20 protein-coding genes are annotated in these 22780 nt (G+C 55.4%); 5 read left to right on the top strand and 15 right to left on the bottom strand.

Translation table 11 applies throughout. From position 1 onward, the window contains the following. Positions 1 to 67 precede the first annotated feature (67 nt). The 5 genes from INT32_RS05820 to INT32_RS05800 all read right to left on the bottom strand — a co-directional run bounded on the left by INT32_RS05820 (position 68) and on the right by INT32_RS05800 (position 5550). A complete protein-coding gene (locus INT32_RS05820) occupies positions 68 to 1084 on the bottom strand; it encodes a tripartite tricarboxylate transporter substrate binding protein (RefSeq protein ID WP_193087778.1) in 1017 nt (338 codons plus the stop codon). Between the two features lie 209 nt (positions 1085 to 1293). After that, entirely contained in the window at positions 1294 to 2310 is a 1017-nt protein-coding gene (locus INT32_RS05815; RefSeq protein ID WP_193087777.1) for a tripartite tricarboxylate transporter substrate binding protein, read from the bottom strand. A 100-nt stretch (positions 2311 to 2410) separates the two neighbouring features. Continuing rightward, positions 2411 to 3973 (bottom strand): acyl-CoA carboxylase subunit beta, encoded by a 1563-nt coding sequence (locus INT32_RS05810; protein ID WP_226816572.1) that lies wholly within the window; start codon positions 3971 to 3973, stop codon positions 2411 to 2413. A gap of 73 nt (positions 3974 to 4046) precedes the next feature. Further along, a complete protein-coding gene (locus INT32_RS05805) occupies positions 4047 to 5294 on the bottom strand; it encodes a CoA transferase (RefSeq protein ID WP_193087776.1) in 1248 nt (415 codons plus the stop codon). Positions 5295 to 5337: 43 nt separating this feature from the next. Further along, positions 5338 to 5550, bottom strand: a complete 213-nt coding sequence (locus tag INT32_RS05800) for an acetyl-CoA carboxylase biotin carboxyl carrier protein subunit (protein ID WP_193087775.1) — start codon at positions 5548 to 5550, stop codon at positions 5338 to 5340. Positions 5551 to 5637: 87 nt separating this feature from the next. Here INT32_RS05800 and INT32_RS05795 point away from each other — a divergent pair, with 87 nt between their 5' ends. After that, the gene (locus INT32_RS05795; protein WP_193087774.1) at positions 5638 to 7062 is read left to right on the top strand and encodes a biotin carboxylase N-terminal domain-containing protein; all 1425 of its coding nucleotides are present in this window, start codon (positions 5638 to 5640) and stop codon (positions 7060 to 7062) included. Between the two features lie 48 nt (positions 7063 to 7110). Here INT32_RS05795 and INT32_RS05790 read toward each other — a convergent pair whose 3' ends face one another. The 10 genes from INT32_RS05790 to INT32_RS05745 form a co-directional block, all read right to left on the bottom strand. Beyond that, on the bottom strand, positions 7111 to 7830 hold the full coding sequence (locus INT32_RS05790) for a GntR family transcriptional regulator (RefSeq protein WP_193087773.1): 720 nt from the start codon (positions 7828 to 7830) through the stop codon (positions 7111 to 7113). 242 nt (positions 7831 to 8072) lie between these two features. Then, positions 8073 to 9224, bottom strand: coding sequence for an isopenicillin N synthase family oxygenase (locus INT32_RS05785; RefSeq protein WP_226816569.1), 1152 nt, complete (start codon positions 9222 to 9224; stop codon positions 8073 to 8075). 6 nt (positions 9225 to 9230) lie between these two features. Beyond that, positions 9231 to 9974 (bottom strand): amino acid ABC transporter ATP-binding protein, encoded by a 744-nt coding sequence (locus INT32_RS05780; protein WP_193087772.1) that lies wholly within the window; start codon positions 9972 to 9974, stop codon positions 9231 to 9233. Next, positions 9971 to 10690: an amino acid ABC transporter permease gene (locus INT32_RS05775; RefSeq protein WP_193087771.1), complete on the bottom strand. Its 720-nt coding sequence runs from the start codon at positions 10688 to 10690 to the stop codon at positions 9971 to 9973. Before INT32_RS05775 ends, INT32_RS05780 begins: the two co-directional genes overlap by 4 nt. Beyond that, the gene (locus INT32_RS05770; RefSeq protein WP_193087770.1) at positions 10687 to 11382 is read right to left on the bottom strand and encodes an amino acid ABC transporter permease; all 696 of its coding nucleotides are present in this window, start codon (positions 11380 to 11382) and stop codon (positions 10687 to 10689) included. Before INT32_RS05770 ends, INT32_RS05775 begins: the two co-directional genes overlap by 4 nt. 134 nt (positions 11383 to 11516) lie before the next feature. Then, positions 11517 to 12344, bottom strand: coding sequence for an ABC transporter substrate-binding protein (locus tag INT32_RS05765; RefSeq protein ID WP_193087769.1), 828 nt, complete (start codon positions 12342 to 12344; stop codon positions 11517 to 11519). Between the two features lie 283 nt (positions 12345 to 12627). Beyond that, positions 12628 to 13893, bottom strand: a complete 1266-nt coding sequence (boxA, locus tag INT32_RS05760; RefSeq protein WP_193087768.1) for a benzoyl-CoA 2,3-epoxidase subunit BoxA — start codon at positions 13891 to 13893, stop codon at positions 12628 to 12630. Positions 13894 to 13955: 62 nt separating this feature from the next. Beyond that, positions 13956 to 15383 carry a benzoyl-CoA 2,3-epoxidase subunit BoxB gene (boxB, locus tag INT32_RS05755; protein ID WP_193087767.1) on the bottom strand — a complete coding sequence of 476 codons (1428 nt, stop codon included), beginning with the start codon at positions 15381 to 15383 and terminating at the stop codon, positions 13956 to 13958. 95 nt (positions 15384 to 15478) lie between these two features. Then, on the bottom strand, positions 15479 to 17140 hold the full coding sequence (boxC, locus tag INT32_RS05750; RefSeq protein ID WP_193087766.1) for a 2,3-epoxybenzoyl-CoA dihydrolase: 1662 nt from the start codon (positions 17138 to 17140) through the stop codon (positions 15479 to 15481). A gap of 124 nt (positions 17141 to 17264) precedes the next feature. Next, positions 17265 to 18179, bottom strand: coding sequence for a helix-turn-helix transcriptional regulator (locus tag INT32_RS05745; protein WP_193087765.1), 915 nt, complete (start codon positions 18177 to 18179; stop codon positions 17265 to 17267). 144 nt (positions 18180 to 18323) lie between these two features. Between INT32_RS05745 and INT32_RS05740 the strand changes: the two genes are divergently transcribed. The 4 genes from INT32_RS05740 to INT32_RS05725 all read left to right on the top strand — a co-directional run bounded on the left by INT32_RS05740 (position 18324) and on the right by INT32_RS05725 (position 22779). Continuing rightward, positions 18324 to 18794, top strand: a complete 471-nt coding sequence (locus INT32_RS05740) for a DUF4863 family protein (RefSeq protein WP_193087764.1) — start codon at positions 18324 to 18326, stop codon at positions 18792 to 18794. A gap of 160 nt (positions 18795 to 18954) precedes the next feature. Then, complete coding sequence (locus INT32_RS05735; protein WP_193087763.1) at positions 18955 to 20529, top strand: benzoate-CoA ligase family protein; 1575 nt, start codon at positions 18955 to 18957, stop codon at positions 20527 to 20529. A 152-nt stretch (positions 20530 to 20681) separates the two neighbouring features. Further along, complete coding sequence (locus INT32_RS05730) at positions 20682 to 21851, top strand: ABC transporter substrate-binding protein (RefSeq protein WP_370540178.1); 1170 nt, start codon at positions 20682 to 20684, stop codon at positions 21849 to 21851. Between the two features lie 58 nt (positions 21852 to 21909). Further along, complete coding sequence (locus INT32_RS05725) at positions 21910 to 22779, top strand: branched-chain amino acid ABC transporter permease (RefSeq protein WP_193087762.1); 870 nt, start codon at positions 21910 to 21912, stop codon at positions 22777 to 22779. Position 22780: the final 1 nt, after the last annotated feature.

Here is a 22780-nt window from a genome sequence, read left to right as displayed (position 1 = left end):
AACCGCCTTTGGCACATAGCCCGGGGCCCTAAGGAGTTTGATTCACTTCCCTAAGGAGTTTGATTGGCTATTTCTTTACCAGGCCAAGCTCAGTCAATACCGAACGAATCTGCTTGTATTCGCCAGCACGATATTCCCGCGTCGCCTCTGGACCAAGATAGTGCTCTTTCCAATGATTTTTAGCCAGAAACGCTTTCCACTCGTCAGTCGCAGCAATGGTTGCCAGCATCTGTGCCCACACGTCCAATTGCTCTTTAGGCATATTTCTGGGACCCATTACACCTTGAGCTGAACTGAGCACCGCGTCAATCCCCTCTTCAATCCAGGTTGGCACATTTTCAAAAGGCTCACTCAGTCGTTCAGGCGCACCAATCGCCAACACCCGAATCGCACCACTTTTCACCAGTCCGACCAGATTGGGCGTTGTAGCGGCAACAACATCCAAGTGCCCACCCTGCAATGCGGTTATCGATTCCGACGACGATTTGTAAGGCACCATGGTCATTTTGCTGATATCGACACCCGCTTCTTTTAATGGCCCAGCAAGACCAACATGAATGTGATTACCAATAGCCGTTGCCACACCCACATTCAGCGCATCAGGCGACGCCTTAAATTTGGCGATCAGATCATGGATCGTTTTGTAAGGGGAGTCTGCTCGGACAGCAACGCCGACATATTCGTCAAACAAGATCGCAATTTCGGTATAGTCGCTCATGCGATGGTGGATGTTGCCCAAAATTTCGTGATTCATGATCGAACTGGCTGACGTCATCACATAATTACCGTCGCCCTTGTGTTTGTCTAGCGCGTTCAACGCGATCGCCGCGTTGCCCCCTGGATTATTGACCACAACAAGATTCGGATACAGTTTTTCTTTCTGCAATAAACGGGAGATCATGCGCGCTGCCGTATCCACTGCACCACCGGGCCCAGCTGGTACGATAAATTCGCCATTACCTGGTCGCCATTTATGAGCGTCCGCCTGCTGTGCCTGACTAACGCCAGCCGTCAGGAATGCACAGACCACGCTCGTGCAGATACTAACCTTGCCGAACCTTGCGGCCCACATACTCACACCCATATTGTTCTCCTCTGTAGGTGAAACGAGCGAATCCAACGCTCGCTCCTTTTATAAAAATCTCGGGTAGCGCCACTAGCAGCTGCCCGTAAACATAGCCTTTTATTTTTATGTCTCGTTTGGCAGCCAGCCACTGTCACGCCTGACTCACCCTCACACTCGGCAACGAGCGGGTCTCGCGGATATCTCGAAGAAGTATGATTCGTTATTTCTTATTTCTTTACCAGCCCAAGATCGGTCAATACAGAACGAATCTGCTTATATTCTCCAGCACGATATTCCCGCGTTGCTTCGGGACCAAGAAAGTGCTCTCTCCAATGATTTTTGGCCACAAACGCTTTCCACTCGTCAGTCGCAGCAATGGTTGTCAGCATATTCACCCATACATCAAGCTGCTCTTTAGGCATGTCTTTGGGGCCTAATACGCCCTGCGCTGAACTGGGCACAACGTTAATGCCCTCTTCAACCCAGGTGGGTACATTTTCGAACGGCTCGCTCAGCCGTTCTGGCGCACCAATCGCCAATACCCGAATTGCGCCGCTTTTAGTCAGACCAACCAGGTTAGGGGTGGTCGCCGCAACAACGTCTAGGTGTCCGCCCTGCAATGCAGTTATGGATTCAGTTGATGATTTATAAGGTACCACGGTCATCTTGCTGATATCGACGCCGGCCACTTTCAACGGGCTTGCAAGACCGACATGTATATGGTTTCCGATGGATGTCGCTACGCCAACATTCAGTTCTCCAGGCGACGCTTTGAACTTGGCTATCAAATCGTGAATATTTTTATAGGGTGAATTGGCACGAACGGCAATGGCCACATATTCGTCAAACAGGGTAACAATCTCTGTGTAATCGCTCAGCTTATGTTGAATTTTTCCTAGAATTTCCTGGTTCATAAGCGAGCTGATCGACGTCATCACGTAATTGCCATCTCCCTTGTGCTTGTCAAGCGCATTAAGTGCAATCGCCATATTGCCGCCGGGATTATTGACCACGACAAGATTAGGATAAAGCTTCTCCTTTTGCAGCATATGGGAGATCATGCGAGCGGCGGTATCAAGCGCCCCACCCGGACCTGCTGGCACAATGAACTCACCCTTACTTGGCTGCCATTTTTTTTCATCTGCCTGTTGCGCGTGAGCGGTTCCAGCTGTCATCATCGCACCCATAAAAAACAAACCCATTGCCGCGCTGCCTAACCGTTTGGCCCGACTATTCAGACTCATACTGATCTCCTCAGATGGTAGATTGAGCGAATCCAACGCTCGCTTCTGTAATAAAAATGGTGGGCAGCGCCATTACACGCTGCCCAAAAAAAACGGCCTTTTACTTTTTCGTGCCTCGTTTGGCTGCCAGCATATGCCACGCCTGATCCACCCATTCACACAGCAACGAGCGTGTTTCGCGCGGATCAATAATGTCCAGAATGCCGAAGGACTCGGCGGTACGAAACGGTGAACCCAGATGATGGTATTGCGCCTCTAATTGTTCTCTGAGCGCAACGGGGTCTTCTGCCGAATCAATCTCACGACGATGTGCCGCGTAAACGCCACCTTCAATAGGAATAGAGCCCCACCGCGCGGAAGGCCATGCGACCCGATGGTTCAGTGCCGGAAAATGCTTTGGTGCATGCATGCCGCCGGCCATACCGAAGCAACGTCGCATAATCACGGTGAACCATGGCACATCGGCATGTTCAATAGCGGTAAGCACCCGCACGGCAGACAACAGCGTGCCTTGCAACTCGGCCTCGGGGCCAGTCGCATTACCAGGCTGATCGACCAGATTAATGATTGGCAAGCCGAAGGTGTCACACAGCTTGACGTGCCGCTCTGTTTTATACGCGGCCGCTACCGTCATGGCACCGCCGGCAATTTTTGGATCGTTGCACAAAATACCAACCGGATAACCATCGATCCGCGCGAACGCCGTTATGACCGATCCACCTTGCCAGCGACCTATCTCAAAGACTGAATCACGATCGCAGATTGCAGCGAGGATTTTGCGAGGATCGAAAATTTTGCGCCGATCTTTTGGAATCGCATCGGCCAGCCACTCCTCTACCCGATCCGGTGAGTCGTCCGAAACCGTACGCTCGGCCAGCTGATCGCTGTTTGGTGGCAAGTAGCTTAAGAAGCGTTTAACCTGGGCGAAAGCATCCGCCTCATCCACGGCTTCGTTATGCACGAGCGCACTGCGACGATGCACTTTATAGCCGCCCAATTCGTTCTTGTCGATATCAATGCCGTAAGCCTGTTTGACCACCGGTGGCCCGGCAGCAAACACCTGAGCCTGATCGCGTACCATCACAGAGAAATGCGACAACACCACTTTCATGGCACCAAGCCCGGCACACGAGCCCAGCGCAATACCGACAACAGGTACCTTATCCATCAGTTTAATGGCTGGCCAGGTCGGATAACCAGGGATCTTCGTTCCGCCCATCTGCGCAAGCAGCTTGACACTGCCTCCGGCGCTATCGACCATTCTGATCAACGGCGCGCCGATCGTAATGGCCAACCGTTCTGCGTAAATCCATTTATCGGAAATCGTTGATTCAGACGACCCGGCGCGCAAGGTATAGTCATCACCTGAGACCACCACGGTTTTGCTCGATACTTTGCCGGTACCGATAATGGCATTGACCGGCGTCATGTCAATAAACTGACCTTTTTCGTCGTAACGCCCCTTGCCGGACAGCCTGCCCATTTCACGAAAGCTACCGCTATCGAGCAGCGCGTCAATCCGTTCGCGCGCATTCAACCGCCCACGATCCTTATGCTTTTGCAGGGCAGCTTCGCCACCCATGGCCTGCGCCATTTTTCGACGCTTGTACAGCTCTTCGTATTCCGCTTTCCACTGCTGGCCGTGATATTCGAATGTTTGCATAATCTCTTCTATATAGCTTTGTAATGACAGCCGGCAAGGCGCGAGACGCTTTGTCCGGGTCTGTAAAGGTGAGTCAATTGCCAGCCGAAATCACCCCCTCGCGCAGCAGATCTTCTATGGTCTTGTCGTCGATGCCAAGCTCGCCGCGCAACACACTGACCGTATCAGCACCCAGATCGGGGCCGGTAAAGCGGATGCTGCCCGGCGTGGCCGACAGGCGCGGCACGATTCCCACCTGGGCCACAGACTCCAGTTGCGGGTGAGGCACATTGGCGATCATGCCGCGCGCCTGATAATGCGGATCGTCGAAGATGTCCGCTATCGTATAGACCCTGGATACAGGCACTTGCACGGCAATGATCATCTGTTCCAGTTCGACGGCATCGTACTGGCGAGTCCACGCACTGATAATGGCGTCCAGGTCCGTCATATTGGGTTTTTGGCCCCGCGCACGAATCGAGCAAAAACGCGTATCCTGCAGCAAGTCAAGACGATCCATCAGTTTGAGCAAACGTTCGAACGTGGCATTGCTGTTGGCAGCGATCAGCAGGTAATTATTATCGCGAGTCGGATAAAGGCTGTTGGGCGCCATGGAAGGCAGGTTCGGGCCGACCCGCATCGGAATTTTATTAAGCTTCTGGTATGCAGGAACCAGCGGCTCCAGCTGCGTGAAGGCGGTCTCGTACAGCGCGACATCCACGACCTGGCCCAGCCCGGTCCGGTCGCGACTGCGCAGTGCACCCATTGCGCCAAAGGCGGCATACACCGACGTCAGATAATCGGTTGTGGCCAATGCGACGCGTGCCGGCGGCCGATCCGGGTCTCCGGTCATATGCCTGACGCCGCCCACCGCCTCACAGATTGCGCCATAACCCGGCCTTTGGGCGTAAGGCCCGTCTTGGCCATATCCGCTGATGCGCACAAAGATGATGCCGGGATGCTGCGCCGATACCTGCTCATAGCCCAGCCCCAGTCTTTCCAGAACGCCGGGCCGGTTGTTTTCCAGCACAATATCTGCCCCGGCGATCAGCGCCTGCGCCAGCCTGCAGCCTTGCTCGGACTTCAGATCGATCACGACCGAGCGCTTGTTACGCAGGATGGACGCGGCGTACAGGGAGATATCACCCACATGGCTGCCCATCTGGCGAACCGGATCCCCCTGGGGAGGCTCTATTTTGATGACATCGGCGCCAAAATCAGCCAGCAGGCGCCCGCAAGCGGGTCCAGCAATGGTGCTGCAGATCTCGATCACCTTGACGCCCGCCAGCGGCTGCGCCTCTGATGCGGTTGTGGGTTGCTGATTGGTCGAGGGTGGATTCACCGTATTCTCCTGTTGCAAATAAGGGGGCCGATTGGCTGCTGACTCAGGCTGCGCCGATTCGCGCAACGATCATGCCCTCTTCGACGGCACTGCCTTCCTGCACCAGAACCGTGGCCTGGCCATCGGCAGGCGCCTCTACCGGGATTTCCATTTTCATGGATTCCACAATCACCAAAGTCTGGCCCTCTTGAACCGTATCGCCATCATTAACGACGACTTTCCATACCGTGCCGGTCACTTCTGACAGAACGTCCATATTTTTTGCCTTATAAATAAATTAACAAACAGATTGTTAACAATAATATAATATACAAATTGAAATTACACAATCAATCATTGCTCGATGGCCGGCAAACCGGCGTTGAAGAGTACAACAGGAGATCTGACAGTGTTCAAGAAAATATTGGTGGCAAACCGGGGCGCTGTCGCTGCACGGGTTATTCGCGCCGCAACGCAAATGGGTATAGATTGCACGGTGATCTATTCAGAGGCAGATGCCGACCTGCCCTACGTGCGCCAGGCCGAGGAAAAAATCTGTATTGGCGCCCCCGCTGCGGCCGACAGTTATCTGAATATGGACAAAATACTGGCCGTCGCGCAATCGGCTGGCGTCGACGCGATCCATCCAGGGTATGGGTTTCTATCGGAAAACGCCGAGTTCGCCGCACGCGTGCAGCGCGCCGGACTGGTGTTCATTGGTCCATCGCCGCATTGGATCGAATCCATGGGGCACAAAACCCGGGCACGGGAACTGATGGCGCGGCACGACATGCCGATGTGCCGCAGCAGCGGCATCCTCCAGGGCACGGCAGAACAGCAATGCCACCAGGCCGCAAGCGCGGGTTTTCCGTTGTTGATCAAGCCTGCGGCAGGCGGTGGCGGCATTGGCATGATTGCGGTGCATGAAGCTTCAGCATTGCCCGCTGCGCTCGAACAGGCCACGAGCCTGGCGCAAAGAAGTTTCGGCAACAGCCAGTTGTATGCCGAGCGCCTCTTTGCGCAGCCGCGGCATATTGAATTTCAGATCATGGCAGACAACTTTGGCAACGCCATGCATCTTTTCGAGCGCGACTGTTCAATCCAGCGACGCCATCAAAAAGTAATCGAAGAAGCGGGCGCCCCGGCCATTGACAGGGCCACGCTCGTATCGATGGCAGACTCTGCTGTTCGCATCATGGAAAACGTGAAATATAACAATATTGGAACGGTGGAAACCTTATACGATCAGCAAACTGGTTTCAGTTTTCTGGAAATGAACACCCGGCTACAGGTCGAGCATGGCGTCACCGAAGCAGTCACGGGCATTGACATTGTGCAAAGCCAGATTGCGCTGGCCGCCGGCAAACATCTGCACGAAGTGATTCCCAATCGGCCGCAGGCCCCTGACGGCCATGCGATCCAGGTTCGCATTTATGCCGAAGACCCATGGCGTTTCACCCCGTCTCCCGGATTATTAAGCGTTTTCCGATTGGGCCAGGGCGCAGGCATTCGCATTGAAACAGGCTACGCAGAAGGCACCAGGGTATCGCCGTTTTATGATCCGATGATTGCCAAGGTGATCGCGCATGGCGTCACCCGGCACCAGGCCATTGAGCGCTTAAGAAGCGCATTATCAGACAGCGTTATCAAAGGCATCAAGACCAATATACCGTTCCTGCTGGCCGCATTGGAATATCCGGACTTTTGCCAAGGACAGGTTCATACGCAACTGGCACAGGATATTGTCAGACAGGCAGCACCCGATAGAAAACGCCCGCTTGCCCCGTGATACATCGCGCGGCAGCCCCATTGCGGATCGGCCGGGTCTCTAGTGCTTCTAGGCTTGCAGAGCCGCGAGCGTGGCATCCCAGGACTCCTGGATCCGCTGCTGACAAATCTGGGCCGCCAGTTCAGCGTCACCTGCTTTGCAGGCCTGCAGGGAGCGCCGCCAGTGTTCGATAGAGCGCACTCTTCGTTCCCGGGATCGAAATTGCAGCTTCGAATAACGCAGGGTTTGCAACGACAAGGAGGTCACGATCTGGCTTAAGCGCGTATTGTTGGCGTAGCGCGCCGTCAGCAAAGACAGGCGGTAAGTGGTCTCGGCGTAAAGACTGCCATCGGCGGGCGTGTCAATGCACGACGCAAGCTTTTTGATTCCGTGCTCAAGCAGCTTGAGCAATTCAGGATTTTGGGTCACCGCATTCTTTCGCGCCGCCAGAGACAACAGGCTGCTGCGCACTTCGAATATCTCGGCCAGTTCATCGGCGTTCAACTCAGACACACTGGCTCCGCGTCTGGGATTGACGACAACCAGGCCTTCTCGTTCCAGGATCCTTAACGCCTCGCGCACTGGCCCCCGGCTGACTTCATACCGTTCGGCCAGTTCCTGCTCGGGAATATGCGCGCTGTTGGCCATGGAGCCGCTGATGATCTGGTCACCCAGCTGGGCGGCAATCTGCTCTGGCAGCGATAATGTGAGTTGTTTGCGTTCCGCAAAGAGTCGAAATCCGACCGAACTTTCAAAATTATCAAGCGCGTCTTGATCAGTTGGTTTCAAAATAAAATCCTGTTCGCTGGCATGCGTTTGTAGACACGGCGCCCGGCAGAAAATGATTGCAGACGATTCAGCGTATTATAACGCCGTTGTGATAATTCATATAGTTAACAATAGGATTGTCGGGATTATATGATCATTATTCTGTAGCGTCTGAGCCTGCTGTCGCCCTGCTCTATGGGCCATTCATCACAGCATCCGGCTTTTTCGTGCCAGCGAAATATCCATGTCGCGCTGGTCACCTCTTACAAGACATCCTGGCGCAATTGCGGAAATACCTTGGATACCTTATTGAGCAAATAATCTCCGTAAATACCATTGAAGGCATGCACATTTGCCTTGTCCCAGCGCGATGCGCTGTCGTCCGAATCGGGGACGGCGGGCAGCCCTTCGATGGGCTGCATCTGTGCAAAATAATTGGGGTCAAAGAACAGCGGGAAAGACAGCCGGTCGCATCCCGAGGTATTGCGCACGACCCGATGTGCGGTTGATCGATACAAGCCGCCGGTCATGCGTTCCAGCATGTCGCCGATATTGCAAATGAAAGTGCCCGGCACCGGTGCAGCATCAACCCAGCCGTCAGGCGTCTTTACCTGCAAGCCACCGATTTGGTCCTGTAGCAAAATGGTCAATAAACCGTAATCCGTATGTTCGCCTACGCCCCAATGCACGTCCATGTCTTCGGGCACATCCTGGGTCGGATAGTTAAAAATGCGAAACAGAATCAAAGGGTCAGCGGTGTAGCGGCGCTCGAAGTAGTCTGCCGGTAGCGCCAGACTGAGCGCAATACCCCGCATCAGGATATGACCCAGCGCGGTGACCGCTTCCATGTATTGCAAGATGGTTTGGCGCATGCCCGGGATGTCTGGAAATAGGTTGCGCCCATGTACGGGCGTGCCTGCCTGCACCAGCGGATGATCATCGGCCAGCTCGGTACCCAGATAGAGCCCTTCTTTCCAGTCCGGCCTGCCTGAAGTCAATTCACCACCAAGAGGGAAGTAACCACGCCACGCCCGGCCACCCAGCGCCATCCGCCAGCGCATCTTTTCCTGCTCGTCCAGAGAAAAGAACTGGCGACTGAGCGCATCCAGGCGCTGAATCAACGCCGACTCTACGCCGTGTCCGGAAATGTAGAAAAAACCGTGAACACGACAGGCATTGCGAATGTGATCGGCAACCGACTGCAATGCCTGGCGGCTGCTATCGGTTACCAGCGCAGAGACATCAATAATCGGTAGTGCCGCGTGGGCCTCTGGGGTATAAGTCATGGTCTTTATTGAAGGAATGATTGAAGATCTGGCGCCGCCTGGCGGTTTGCGAACGACGGCAATAGCGGGCACAACGGCAATGGCAATGGCAATGGCAAGAATATTCCAGTTGTCATCTTGCTCGGGCAACCGTTGTCATACTGCCCGGGCAAATGGCGTGCGTATATCGGAGAGAAACTGTGCGGCCCTGGGGTGCTGCGGCCGGTTGAAAAAATCGTCCGGTGTGGCGCGCTCCAACATTTTGCCTGCATCCATAAACAGAATCCGGTCGGCTACTTCGCGCGCAAATCCCATCTCGTGCGTCACGCATACCATGGTCATGCCGTCTTTAGCCAGATCCCGCATGACCAACAGCACTTCTCCGACCATCTCCGGATCCAGCGAACTGGTCGGCTCATCAAACAGCATCAGTGGCGGCTCCATGGCCAGCGCACGAGCAATGGCAACGCGCTGCTGCTGCCCGCCCGACAGCGCATCGGGCATCGCGTCAGCCTTATGGGCCAGTCCGACCCGGTCCAGCAAGGACAAGGCTTTTTCCCGGGCAGCCGGGGCAGACAGTCCTCGCAGATGCATGGGCGCCAGGGTACAGTTTTCCAGAGCGCTCAGATGAGGAAACAGGTTGAACTGCTGGAAAACAAAACCGATGCCCGAGCGAAAGGCATTCAAATCTATCGATTTATCATGGATATCTTGACCATTGACGCGGATATGGCCCGCCTGGATGGGTTCCAGGCGGTTGATCGTGCGGATCAGGGTCGATTTGCCTGATCCCGACGGGCCGCACACGACAACCACTTCCCCGCGCGCGACGGTTTCCGTGACATCCACCAGGGCATGGTACTTGTCATACCATTTATTCACATTTTCAAATTTAATCATGTTGCTTCCTTGCGGGCAGCGATGGCCGCTTGCTGTTTCCCACGTCGGCGCTCAAGCCAATAGGCAAAACGGGACAGGCCGAAACACAGCAGCAGGTAGGTCAGGCCCAGGACGAGATAAATCTGCGCCGGATACACCATCACCTGGGTATTGATCTGCGAGGTGATAAAAGAGACCTCCGCAAGACCGATGATATAACCCAAGGAGGTTTCCTTGATCGTCGAAATAAACTGGTTGACCAGCGATGGCAGCATATGCCTGATCGCCTGCGGCAATATTACCAGTCGCATGGCTCGAAAATAACCGAAGCCCAACGAACGGGCGCACTCCATCTGTCCCTTGGGCAGACCCTGGATGCCAGCCCGGATAATCTCGGCCAGATAGGCGGCATCGAAAACAACCAGGGCAATTAGCATGGTCCAGAACTGATTGGTTTTTATGCCGGTCACACTGGGCAAAAAGAAATAGGCCCAGAACACCACCATCAACAACGGCGTTCCACGCACCACAAAAACCAGGATAGTCACGGGCCAGCGCACCGCCCGCCACGGGCTGATGCGGGCAAACGCCAGAAGAATGCCCAGCGGCATGGCCATGACCAGCGCACAGCTTGCCAGCAGCAAAGTCAGCGCCAGGCCGCCCAGCGGCCCATTCGGATACTGTCCAATCAGAAAGTACAGCCAGTACGTATCGATGACCTCCAGGAATCCGCTCATAGCGCCCTCGGCGGATAACGATGCTGGAACCACGCCGCCAGCGCGGTGATCAGCAGCGACAGACTCAGATAGGCAGAGGTGGCAAAGGCAAAGGATTCAAAACTTCTGAAGCTGGCGCTTTCGACCTGGCCGGCCTGATACATGAGCTCTGCCACGCCGATGACGGTTGCAATACTGGTGTTCTTCCACAAATTCAATGTCTGCGAAATCAACGGAGGCGTAATGACCCGCATGGCCTGTGGCAGGATGACCAGACGCATGGCTGCCAGAAAACTCAGCCCCAGCGCACGTGCCGCTTCCATCTGTACAAATGAAATAGCCCGGATGCCGCTGCGGATGTCTTCAGCCATATAGGCTGCGGTATAAAGCGTAAGTGCAATGACCGCACAGCTGGCTTCGGTGTTGCCGGCATAAAGCCATTGCTTTGCTGCTTCGGGCAGCATCTCGGGCGCACCGAAATACCAGAACAGCATATGCGCCAGCAACGGGATATTACGGATGGTCTCGACATAGGCAAAGCCCAGACCGCGCAGCAACGGCAGCGGCGACAGGCGCAGCAAGGCGATACAGGTGGCCAGTGGCAGCGCGAGCACCAGTGAAATGGCCAGCAATTGTATGGATAACCATAATCCTGCCAGCAGCATTTCGTGGTATCGGCCGCTAAGCAGCATGGAAGCGTCAAACTCGGGCATGGATTGGTCGCGTAGTCATGGAAACAAAAAACGGCGTGAAATCTACTGCGCTGGTCGAGCGCAGCACACGCCGTCGCGTAGCAACAGCAACCGGCCGTTGTTCCGATGCTGTCTTGCGGATATCCAGTCTACTCTTAAATTTTATCGGTTTCGAGTTTAAAACTGCGCGTTGAAAACTGTGATTTGGTATCCGGCCCATACCATTTGAAGAAAATTTTCTCGGCATCGCCAGAGGCTTCAAGTTCACGCAGCGTATCGTCGACCACTTTTTTCAAACTGGCTTCGCCTTTACGCAAGCCGAATGCCAGCGGTTCTTCACTGATGCTTTGCTTGAGCACCACAAAATCCTTCTGCTTGGGCCCCAGCTTGGCGTAGACGCGCAGCAGCGCTGCTTCATCGTCAACATAGCCCACACCCTTGCCTTGTTGCAATGCAAGAAACGCCTGCTGGCTGGTATCGAACGTGACCACGTTCACATCAGGCACCGCTTTGCGGATATTGGGCTCCTGGGTACCGCCACGGATGGTCAGCACTTTCTTGCCTGCCAGTCCGGGCAAGTCCTTGATACCGCTATCGCTGCGCACCAGCGCCTTCTGCCCGGTCACAAAAGTGGTCACGGAAAAATCGATCTGCGCCTCGCGTTCCTTGTTGTGCGTCAGGCCGGCGGCAATAATATCTACGTGCTTTTGCTGCAGTTCCGGAATGCGGGCAGCCACGGCTACCTGCTTGAAGCGGGCCTTGACGCCGATCTTGTCGGCTACCGCCTTGGCAAGATCCACTTCATAGCCAATGAATTCACGGGTTTTGGGGTCTATGAAGGTTGCCGGTTCATCTGTGCCCAGAACACCGACAACCAGTTCGCCGTTTTTCTTAATATCGTCCAGTTGATCAGCCTGGGCGTTGACGGCGCTCAGGCCAATGAGGGTCGCGCCCAGCAAGGGTAAAAGTTTTCTCAGTTTCATGATGGCAGATTTCCTGATAGTTGGCGTTATGCTCAAGCGTTATTTGGAATGCAGATATTCGTGAAAAAAACTATATCAGCATAACAAAAGCCAATAAAATAACCAATGGTTATATGATAATAATCAGGTTCCATGTCTAGCGTTGGCTATGCGTACTGCCGCAGCGCCATCGGAGCATGGCGCAGTGTCCTTTAGCCCGTCCATAGGCAACCCCAGCAAACGCAAAAAAGTCGCATCCGGACCACAGGCTGCGACTTTTGCTCTGCTCCAACAGATACAGCAACTAATACGTCTCCAGATGCAGACGCCCTTTTTCCCTGAGCGTGGCATGCAGTTCGGACCATTGCATGCCGCCGGCAGTGGCCGCTTCCTGCAACGCCTCCAGCACGCCAGACTCCATCCCCTTGACGCCACAGACATAAATATAAGTGTCCTCGTTCTTCAGCAGCGCAAGCAGATCGGGCAGGCGTTCGCGCATCACATCCTGCACATATTTTTTGGGCTGACCTGGCGTGCGCGAAAACGCAAAATTAATATCGATAAAGTCTTTGGGTAACTTGTTGAGCGGTCCGAAATAAGGTAATTCTTCCTTGCAACGGGCACCAAAGAACAGCATGAGCTTGCCGCGTTCGTCGCCCTGCCCTTCCAGGCGCTTGCGCCGGCGCCTCTCGGTCATCGCGCGCATGGGTGCGCTACCCGTTCCGGTGCAGATCATGATGATATTTGCACCAGGGTGGTTCGGCATCAGGAAGGTATGGCCAAAGGGCCCGATGACCTGTACTTTGTCACCCTTCTTCAAATCACATACGTAGTTGGAACAGACGCCCTGGACCGGATTGCCATCATAGTCCTGCACTACCCGTTTGACGGTGATCGATACGTTGTTGTAGCGGGGCCGCTCGCCGTCCCGCGGGCTGGCCAGCGAATATTGACGGGCATGATGCAAACGGTCACCGGCGTCAGTGCCCGGTGGAATAATGCCGATGGACTGGCCCTCCAGCACAGGAAATGGGGCATCGCCAAAATCCAGCACGACATGACGAATGTCGCTATCGGACGAATCATCGGTCAAACGGTAGTTTCCCGACACCGTTGCCGTCACCACGTTGCGCGTGCCATACAAGTTTGTATAGCTGTGCGACGCTGACCAGGGAGGAATCTGCGAGCCGGCGACATAATTGCTGCCCTGGATGGTTACTTGCGCATCCACCTCTGCATCTGCATCAGTCGCGCCGGCATCGGGGACCGCCGGTATATCCGGCACATCCAGCGCCAGCGGCGCCGGCAGCTCGTCCCAGCTGTATTGTTCATCGATTGAATACATTTTTTCTGCGTGCACCGGCTGCCAGTTGTCTATGGCGCCTGTAGGACAGGGCGCCACGCAGGCCATGCAATGGTTACAGACGTCGGGCTTGACGACGTAATTGGTGCCGTCGTGCGTAATCGCATCGATCGGACAGGTCTCCTCGCATGTATTGCAGCGTATACAAATTTCCGGATCAATCAGGTGCTGTTTTTTTATTACCTGGGCTTGTTCGATCGTCGCCATAACAGTCTGCCTCCGAAATCTATTTCCATGTTATTGGATGCCCGTTTTCCGGGCATCCCTGATTAGTTGAATCGCACATACTCAAAATCGACCGGCTGGCGATTGATGCCCATGACAGGCGGCGCGATCCAGTTGGCAAATTTACCCGGCTCGACGACGCGTCCCATCAGAGAAGCGACAAAGGCCCGATCTTCATTTGTCGGCAACCAGTCGCGCTCGCGCCTGACCCATTCGGCCTCGGACATCATCGTGCCGTCAGGAGAAACAAACACGCCCGACAGGGTGCCAATGCTCCGGTTGAATGCCTTGTGCGGTGTCTTCAGGCGAAAGGGAATACCCGCCTTCTCAATCACTTTGTTCCAGCGATTGACCCCACCGACCGAGTCCTTGATATAGTCATCGCGCAACACTTCGTTCAGCGCGTTGAGCATCGGCACAGAACGCTCGACCAGGCGACCATCCTGCACGGCCAGCACGTTGTAGGTGCGATCGTACAATTTATGGTCGTCGTCACGCTTGGTCTCTTCGTAGCGCCCTTTCAATCCAGTATTGTAAAACGTGGCGGCGTTACTGGACTCATCGGCGCCGAACAGGTCAATGGTGACACTGAAATGAAAATTCAGATAGCGTTGAATGGTTTCCAGGTCAATCACGCCGGCCTCGCGAAGGCGCGCGGCATCATCGGTTTTCAATTGGTTCATCACCTCGCAGGTTCGCTGGATGACCCGCGATACGCCCGACTCGCCGACGAACATATGATGCGCCTCTTCGGTCAGCATGAATTTTGTGGTGCGGGCCAGCGGATCAAAGCCGGATTCGGCCAGCGCACACAATTGGAATTTACCGTCGCGGTCCGTGAAATAGGTGAACATGTAAAACGATAGCCAGTCTGGCGTTTTTTCATTGAAGGCAGCCAGAATCCGCGGATTGTCTTCGTCACCGCTATTGCGCTCCAGCAGCGCTTCTGCTTCCTCACGGCCATCACGACCGAAATGCTTGTGCAGCAAGTACACCATGGCCCACAAATGCCGCCCCTCTTCCACGTTGACCTGGAACAGATTGCGCAAGTCATACATGGACGGCGCGGTCAGCCCCAGATAGCGCTGCTGTTCCACCGATGCCGGCTCGGTATCACCCTGGGTCACAATAATGCGACGCAGATTGGCGCGATGCTCACCCGGCACATCCTGCCAAGCCTTCTCGCCTTTGTGTTCACCGAAATTGACCTGACGCTCCGCATCGCGCGGGTTCAGAAAGATGCCCCAGCGATAATCCGGCATCTTCACATAACCAAAGGAAGCCCATCCCTGCGGATCGACGCTGGTCGCGGTACGCAAGTAGACGTCAAAGTCCTGGGAGCCGTCGGGACCCATTTCGTTCCACCATTTGCGATAATTCGGTTGCCAGTGCTCAAGCGCGCGCTGCAGCGTCCTGTCTTCGGACAGGTTCACATTATTGGGGATTTTCTCATTGTAGTTGATGCTCGACATAGTGATCTCCAGTGTCATGGAGCGGGTATATCAATGGGTTACCCTGCTCCTTCATTTTGATGGATATACGCAGCTAGCAGTCAGACGCGATTGGGTCAGACGCGATTGCGGTCAAAGTTCGGTTTTTCGCCCTTGCCATACAATTTGAGGGCACCCTTTTCACCGACCGCATTGGGCCGGATGAAGATCCAGTTTTGCCAGGCCGTCAGACGGCCGAAAATGCGGGTCCACATATTTTCCGGGCCGTTAAAGCGCAGGTTGGCTTCCATGCCGGTCAACGCATCGGGCGACATGGACACCCGTTCTTCAATGGCAATCCGTACCTCTTCGTCCCAATCAATGTCATCCAGCGCATAGGTAACCAGCCCGGCCTGTTCGGCCTGATCGCCCTCCAGTCCCTGGCCGGCCAGGGACTTGATCGCCTCCAGGCTGGCTTGATCATCATAGAAGCGGCGCGCCAGGCGCGACTGTCGCGTTACCATGGGCAAAAACCCAAAGTTGATTGGACCAACCGTGATATGCGGCGTGCGGTCTTGGTCGTCAGGCAGGGTCAGCATATAGATGCGATCGCAGGCAAGCGCCGGTTCCAGCAACGATCCGGCAAAGCACGAACCCTCATCGACCAGTGCAAAAAGGGAGCGGGACGAGACATCCAGGCGCGCCAGGGTGCGGCGCAACAGACCCAGGGTTTCACGCACGAACCAGTGATCTTTATTGTTCAGCAGGATTTCGTCGCTTTGCAGGACGGCCTCGGGACTGCCGGCCGTCTTGATCAGCCAAAGCCCGCTGTCCAGCTCGTTGGTGCGCATCGATAAAATCGCGTCATCCAGTTCGCGCGCCATTTGCAGTGGCCACCATGTCATGCCGGCCTGCATGATGGCCTCAATGCTCTCGGGCTGCGCCGCGTCGGGGCCCCTCAGAGTGAACGTGGCGAACTTGCCTGCCTGGTCAATATCGACGCTGACATATTTGTAATGCAGGCTGTCGGCGGTTTCGTGTTTTTCAAGCGGCGTCAGCGCCACCCCCTGCAGTCCCGTCGATGAACCTGAACCATGCTGCTGCGCCAACTCCATTGCCCGGGCGTTGATGGTGTCCTGAAACTTGGCAGGCTTGACGACCTCATCAACCAGCTTCCAGTCTTTAGCCCGCTGGCCACGAACACCCTCGACCAGTGTGCAGAAAATATCGGCGTGATCATGGCGGACCTTGCGCTTATCGGTTACCCGTGTCAGGCCGCCCGTACCTGGTAGAACGCCAAGCAACGGGACTTCGGGCAGCGATACCGACGAGGAGCGATCGTCCACCAGATAGATTTCATCACAGGCCAGAGCCAACTCATAGCCGCCACCGGCGCAGGCGCCATTGACAGCGGCAATAAATTTCACCCCCGAATGCTCGCTGGTATCCTCAATGCTGTTGCGCGTCTCATTGGTGAACTTGCAGAAATTGACTTTCCACGCATGGCTGGACAGACCCAGCATGAAAATATTGGCGCCCGAGCAGAATATGCGCTCCTTGCCACTGGATACGATTACGCTGCGCACTTCGGGATGTTCAAAGCGAAGGCGATTGAGTGCATCGTGCAATTCAATATCCACGCCCAGATCATAAGAGTTCAGTTTCAGCTTATAGCCGGGGCGGATGCCGCTATCCTCGTCGATGTCAATCGTCAGGCGCGCAATATTGCCTTCGATCGTCAATGAGAGGTGCTTGTACTGCGACGGGTTGGTCTGGTAATTGACTTTCAGCTCGCTCATGGCTGTCTCCAATAGAGTCATGCATTTCATTGCATTTTGTTTGTCATTAGAGGCACTATATTGCATGATTCTATAGGTGGTCAAGCCGTTTAACTAGGGACTTACCCTAGGCATTCACGTAGAATCAGGTCAATACTTCGGCTGACTGGCGGGCTGCCTGGACTTTCGCAAACAGTGCGTCAAAGGTCTCTTCAAGAGGCTGAAGACTGGTATCCAGATGCACGTCCGCCTTGCTGTAGAAGGCCACCCTGCCCTCCAGAATCAGTTTCAGATCGTGCATGGCTTCCTTGCTGCCGGACATGGGACGGAAATCTCCCTGGGCGATGACGCGGTCCATGTGCTCGCGCGGCGTGGCCTGCAGCCAGACCGTCAGACAATGCTCCAATAGATTATTGTAGGTGGCCGCTTCGGAAACCAGCCCGCCCGGCGTGGCAATCACTACTTCAGGATAAAGCTGGATGGTTTCTTCCAGCGCGCGTCGCTCATAGCGACGGTAGGCCACGGGACCGTACAGCGAATGAATCTCGTTGATGCTGCAACCGGTCGTCTGTTCAATTTCATGGGACAGCTCGATAAACGGATAGCCCAACCGGTCCGCAAGCATGCGGCCCAGCGTAGATTTACCTGCGCCGCGCAGGCCAATCAGGGCAATGCGTGACAGGCGCGAGCCCGGGGTCTTGTCAGCGCCGAACAGTTCAATCAGTCGCAGCCGCACTTTATGCAGGTCCTTCTCGCTGCGGTTCTCCAGCAACTCCCGGATCATCAGCCACTCGGGCGACGAGGTGGTAACGTCGCCGATGAGTTCGGCCAGCGAGCAGGTCAGCGCCTGGGCGACCTGATGCAGCACCAGTATGGTTGCGTTGCCGGTACCCAGCTCAAGATTGGCCATATGGCGCTCGGAAATGCCCGCCAGACTCGCCAGCTTCTTGCGCGTGATCCCCTTGCGCGCTCGCAGTGAGCGGATCCGTTCACCCAACGCCCGCAACAGCGGCGTCTTGTCTTCCATCGGATCTATTTCAAATGAATTTTCCAGCGTCATAGCGTGCCATTTCGTAAATCGGGAGCTAGTGTTTTCCCTAAAGATAGAGCAAAAATCTTGACTGATTTTAACTGCATGCATATCTTATCATCTACATGCAAAATAATGCACGAAAAAAAATCAGGTGTTAAGGAGACTTTCAGCATGCGTGAACATTTCGACACGCTCATCCAGGCAGTAACCTGGCAAATCGCAAACCGTCCGCTGGATGAGACGTTACAGGTCTGGCTCAATAGCCACTACGGTGCGGATAGCCAGTGGTATCGCGACATCAGCGCGGCCTGTATTGAAGGCGTGCAGGATGGCTGGATGTGCAAGCACGAAGCGCAGGGACTCAAATACGGCCGGGTGAGCAAGCCGTCCGAAGCGACCCACGGATTTTCCGTAGATGTGGTGAGCATGCTGGATATCCGCGGTCCCCATCACCGTCATCCCAATGGCGAAATCGATCTGATCATGCCGATCACCCCCGGCGCCCGGTTTGATGGTTGTGATGCCGGCTGGAAGGTCTACGCCCCGGACTCCGCACATTATCCCACCGTCAGCAACGGCGCAGCCCATGTGCTGTATTTGCTGCCGGAAGGAAAAATAGAATTCACGGCGCAACAGCAATGACAGGCCAAAGGACTTCAGATCCTGTCGATAACCAGGCTGCAGCCGTATCGAGATAGCGCAAAGCCGATAAAGACAGCCAATCGATCCACTCGCAGCGCGGCAGTGCCAACAACTTGTAGTGAGCTGGCAATAAGCAGCCAGGCATTTAGCGGAGTTAACCATGCAGACCCCTGAAAACAGCAATCAGTTCAATATTGCCGACTATCTGATGCAAACCAACCAGCACCGTCTGGATCGCCTTGCGTACATCGATAGCAACGGCACATTGACCTATGAGGCGCTTTTTGACAAAGTGCGGCGCCTGACCTCTGTACTGAAAAACCTCGGCGTGCACCGCGAGGAACGGGTGCTGCTGCTGATGAACGATTGCACAGACTGGCCTGTCGCCTTCCTGGGCGCCATTCATGCCGGTATCGTGCCGGTTGCCATCAATACCCTGCTGACACCACAGGACTATAAATACATCATTGAAGACAGTCGCTGCCAGGCCGCGATGGTGTCGGCCGCGCTGCTACCGGTGCTGGCTCAGGCCATGAGCGAAGCAGAGCACGAAATCAAGCATATCCTCGTGTCGCGCCCGCAAGGTGAACTCTCGCATGGCCAGTTGAGCATGGACCAGGTGCTGGCCGCGGCCACGCCCTGTCACCGTCCCTGTAGCACCCAAGCCGACGAACCGGCCTTCTGGCTGTACTCTTCGGGTTCGACCGGCAAGCCTAAAGGCACCATACATAGTCATGCCAACCCCTACTGGACGATTCGCTATTATGCACAGGACCTGCTGCGGCTGACCGAATCGGACCGTATTCTCTCAGCTGCAAAGCTGTTTTTTGCCTACGGGCTGGGCAATGCCCTGACCTTCCCGCTGGGCGTAGGTGCCAGCGTGATTCTGATCGAGGGCCGCCCCACCCCGGAGGCCGTCTTTGAGGCGATGCGCAAACATCAGCCTACTGTATTTTGCGGCGCACCAACCGGTTATGCCGGCATGCTGGCCGCTGCCAATACGCCCACCCGCGACGAGGTGCAATTGCGCATGTGTTCGTCAGCCGGCGAGGCGCTGCCACGGGAGCTTGGCGAGCGCTTCACGGCCCATTTCGGCTGTCATATCATCGATGGCATCGGCTCGACCGAAATGCTGCATATTTTTCTGTCCAACAGGCCCGATGACATCCGCTATGGCACCACAGGAAAACCCGTACCCGGCTATGAACTCGAGCTTCGCGACGAGCAAGGTGCTATCGTCGCAGATGGCGAAATCGGCGATCTGTACGTCAAGGGAAAAAGCGCTGCCCTCATGTACTGGAACAACCGGGAAAAGACAAGAGCAACATTTCAGGGGGAGTGGACCAAGAGTGGCGACAAGTATTCGCGCGATGCCGACGGCTATTACACCTATGCGGGTCGCAGCGACGACATGCTGAAGGTGAGCGGACAGTATGTGTCTCCCTTCGAAGTGGAGGCGACGCTCATTGAGCATGAAGCCGTCCTGGAGGCGGCCGTGATCGGCGTTACTGACTCGCAGGGGCTGGTCAAGACCCGCGCCTATGTGGTGCTCAAGGAAACGGCGCCGGCGGCCGACGACACGCTCAGGGATGCGCTCAAGGCCTTTGTCAAATCCCGGCTGGCGCCGCACAAATATCCACGCAGCATTGAATTTCTGGATGAGCTGCCCAAAACGGCAACCGGCAAAATCCAGCGCTTCCGTCTGCGTGAAATGAATCAGCATGAGGTGGCGTAAGTCATCAACCAAAAGGCAGGCATAGCGGGCTATCGCAAGGTATGCCGTGATCCTGGAAATGCGGTACCAGGATCGCGACAAGCGGCGTCGTTCGTGGCAACACAAATAAGCAGTCATCATAAAAAACAGTCGTACATTCAGGAGACAGGACAATGAATAATGTGAGAAAAGCCACGATCGCGACAGCGATCATGCTGGCCGGGGGATTGGGTCAGGCGGCGCAGGCCGAGGTCAAGGTGGGCCTCATGCTGCCAGCCACAGGCACCTATGCGGCGCTTGGCAAGGCGATCGAAAATGGCTTTAAACTGTATGTCGAGGAACAGGGCGGCAAACTGGGCGGCCAGCAGATACAATATTTTGCTGTCGATGACGAATCTGATCCGGCCAAGGCGCCGGAGAACACCAACCGGCTGGTGCAGCGCGACAAGGTCGATGTGCTGGTAGGCACAGTGCATTCCGGGGTGGCCATGGGGATGGCGAAAATCGCTCGTGACAGCGGCGTCATCTACATTATTCCCAACGCCGGTGCAGATATGCTCACCGGGCCGCTGTGTGCCAAAAACATCTTCCGCAGCTCATTCACCAATTGGCAGCCCGCCTATGGCATGGGCATTGTTGCCGCCGAAAAGCAAAAGCATAAAACCGCTGTTACCATCAACTGGAAATACGCCGCCGGCACCGAGGCGGCCGATGGTTTCCGCGAAGGTTTCGAAGCCAAGGGCGGCAAAGTGATCAAAGAGCTCACGCTGCCCTTCCCCAACGTGGAATTCCAATCGCTGCTGACTGAAATCTCCTCATTGAAACCGGATGCCGTCTTTGCTTTCTTTGCTGGTGGCGGTGCCGTCAAATTCGTGAAGGATTACGATGCCTCGGGCCTGCGCAAGACGATCCCGCTCTATGGCCCAGGCTTTTTGACCGACGGCACACTCCAGGCCCAGGGCGATGCAGCCAAGGGCATGCTCACCACCCTGCACTATGCCGATGAACTGGACAATCCGAAAGACAAGGCGTTCCGCAAGCACTACCAGGAAAAGTTCAGCATGGAGCCGGACGTATACGCGGTGCAGGGATACGATGCTGCCCAGTTGCTGGCAGCCGGTTTAAACCACGCCAAGGGTGATATCAAGAACAAGGATTCGGTCATCGAAGGGATGGAACAGGCCAAGGTGGACAGCCCGCGCGGACCGTTCACCATGTCCAAGGCGCACAATCCGGTGCAGAACATCTATCTGCGTGAAGTCGTGGGCAACCACAACAAGAGTCTGGGTGTCGCCGTAGCCAATCTGGAAGATCCGGCCAAAGGCTGCAAGCTGAGCAAGTAAACCGAAAGTGCGTGCGCACGGGCTGATCCGTGCGCACGCACCTTTCTTCGGATCACATATGGATATAACAACATTTCTGATTCAGTGTCTGAACAGCGTGCAGTACGGGCTGCTGCTGTTTTTGATCGCCAGCGGGCTGACGCTGATTTTCGGCATTATGGGTGTCATCAACCTGGCGCACGGCAGTTTCTTCATGATCGGCGCGTATCTTATATATGCGCTGGGCATGTATATCGATAACTTTGCCGTTGCGCTGGTGCTGGGTATTATTCTGGCTCTGGCCTTCGGTTACTTGCTGGAGTGGGGCTTTTTCAGCTTTCTTTACGAGCGCGAGCATCTGTTGCAAGTGCTGATGACCTACGGGCTGATTCTGGTATTTGAAGCGCTGCGCAGCATTCTGCTGGGCGACGATGTACACGGCGTCAGCCCGCCAGGCTGGCTCGCCGGCTCTATCGCACTTGGCAACGGGCTGAGCTATCCGGTCTACCGACTGTTCATTTCGCTTGTCTGCCTGGTCATTGCAATTGGCATGTACCTGTTGATCAAGCATACCCGCCTGGGCATGAAAATCCGTGCCGGCGCCACCAATCGCGAGATGGTGCAGTCGCTGGGCGTCAACATCTCGGTACTGTACCGCAGCGTATTTGCAGCCGGTGTCGCGCTGGCTATCTTTGCCGGCATGCTCTCGGCCCCAGTGTCATCAGTCTACCCCGGCATGGGCGGCAATGAATTGATTATCTGTTTCGTGGTCGTGGTCATTGGCGGCATCGGCTCCATCAAGGGCGCGCTGGTTGCTGCGCTGCTGATCGGCTTCGTCGACACCTTTGGTAAAGTACTCTGGCCCGAAGGTGCAGGCGCGCTGGTCTATCTGCTTATGGTGCTGGTGCTGCTGTTCAAGCCCCAGGGTCTGTTCAAACAGGGAACCTGAC

The sequence above is a fragment of the Advenella sp. FME57 genome, from assembly GCF_014897675.1.
In the GTDB taxonomy this organism is placed as follows: domain Bacteria; phylum Pseudomonadota; class Gammaproteobacteria; order Burkholderiales; family Burkholderiaceae_B; genus Advenella.
Note: the sequence above shows the minus strand (reverse complement) of the source record. Positions and strands in the feature narration are given on the sequence as shown.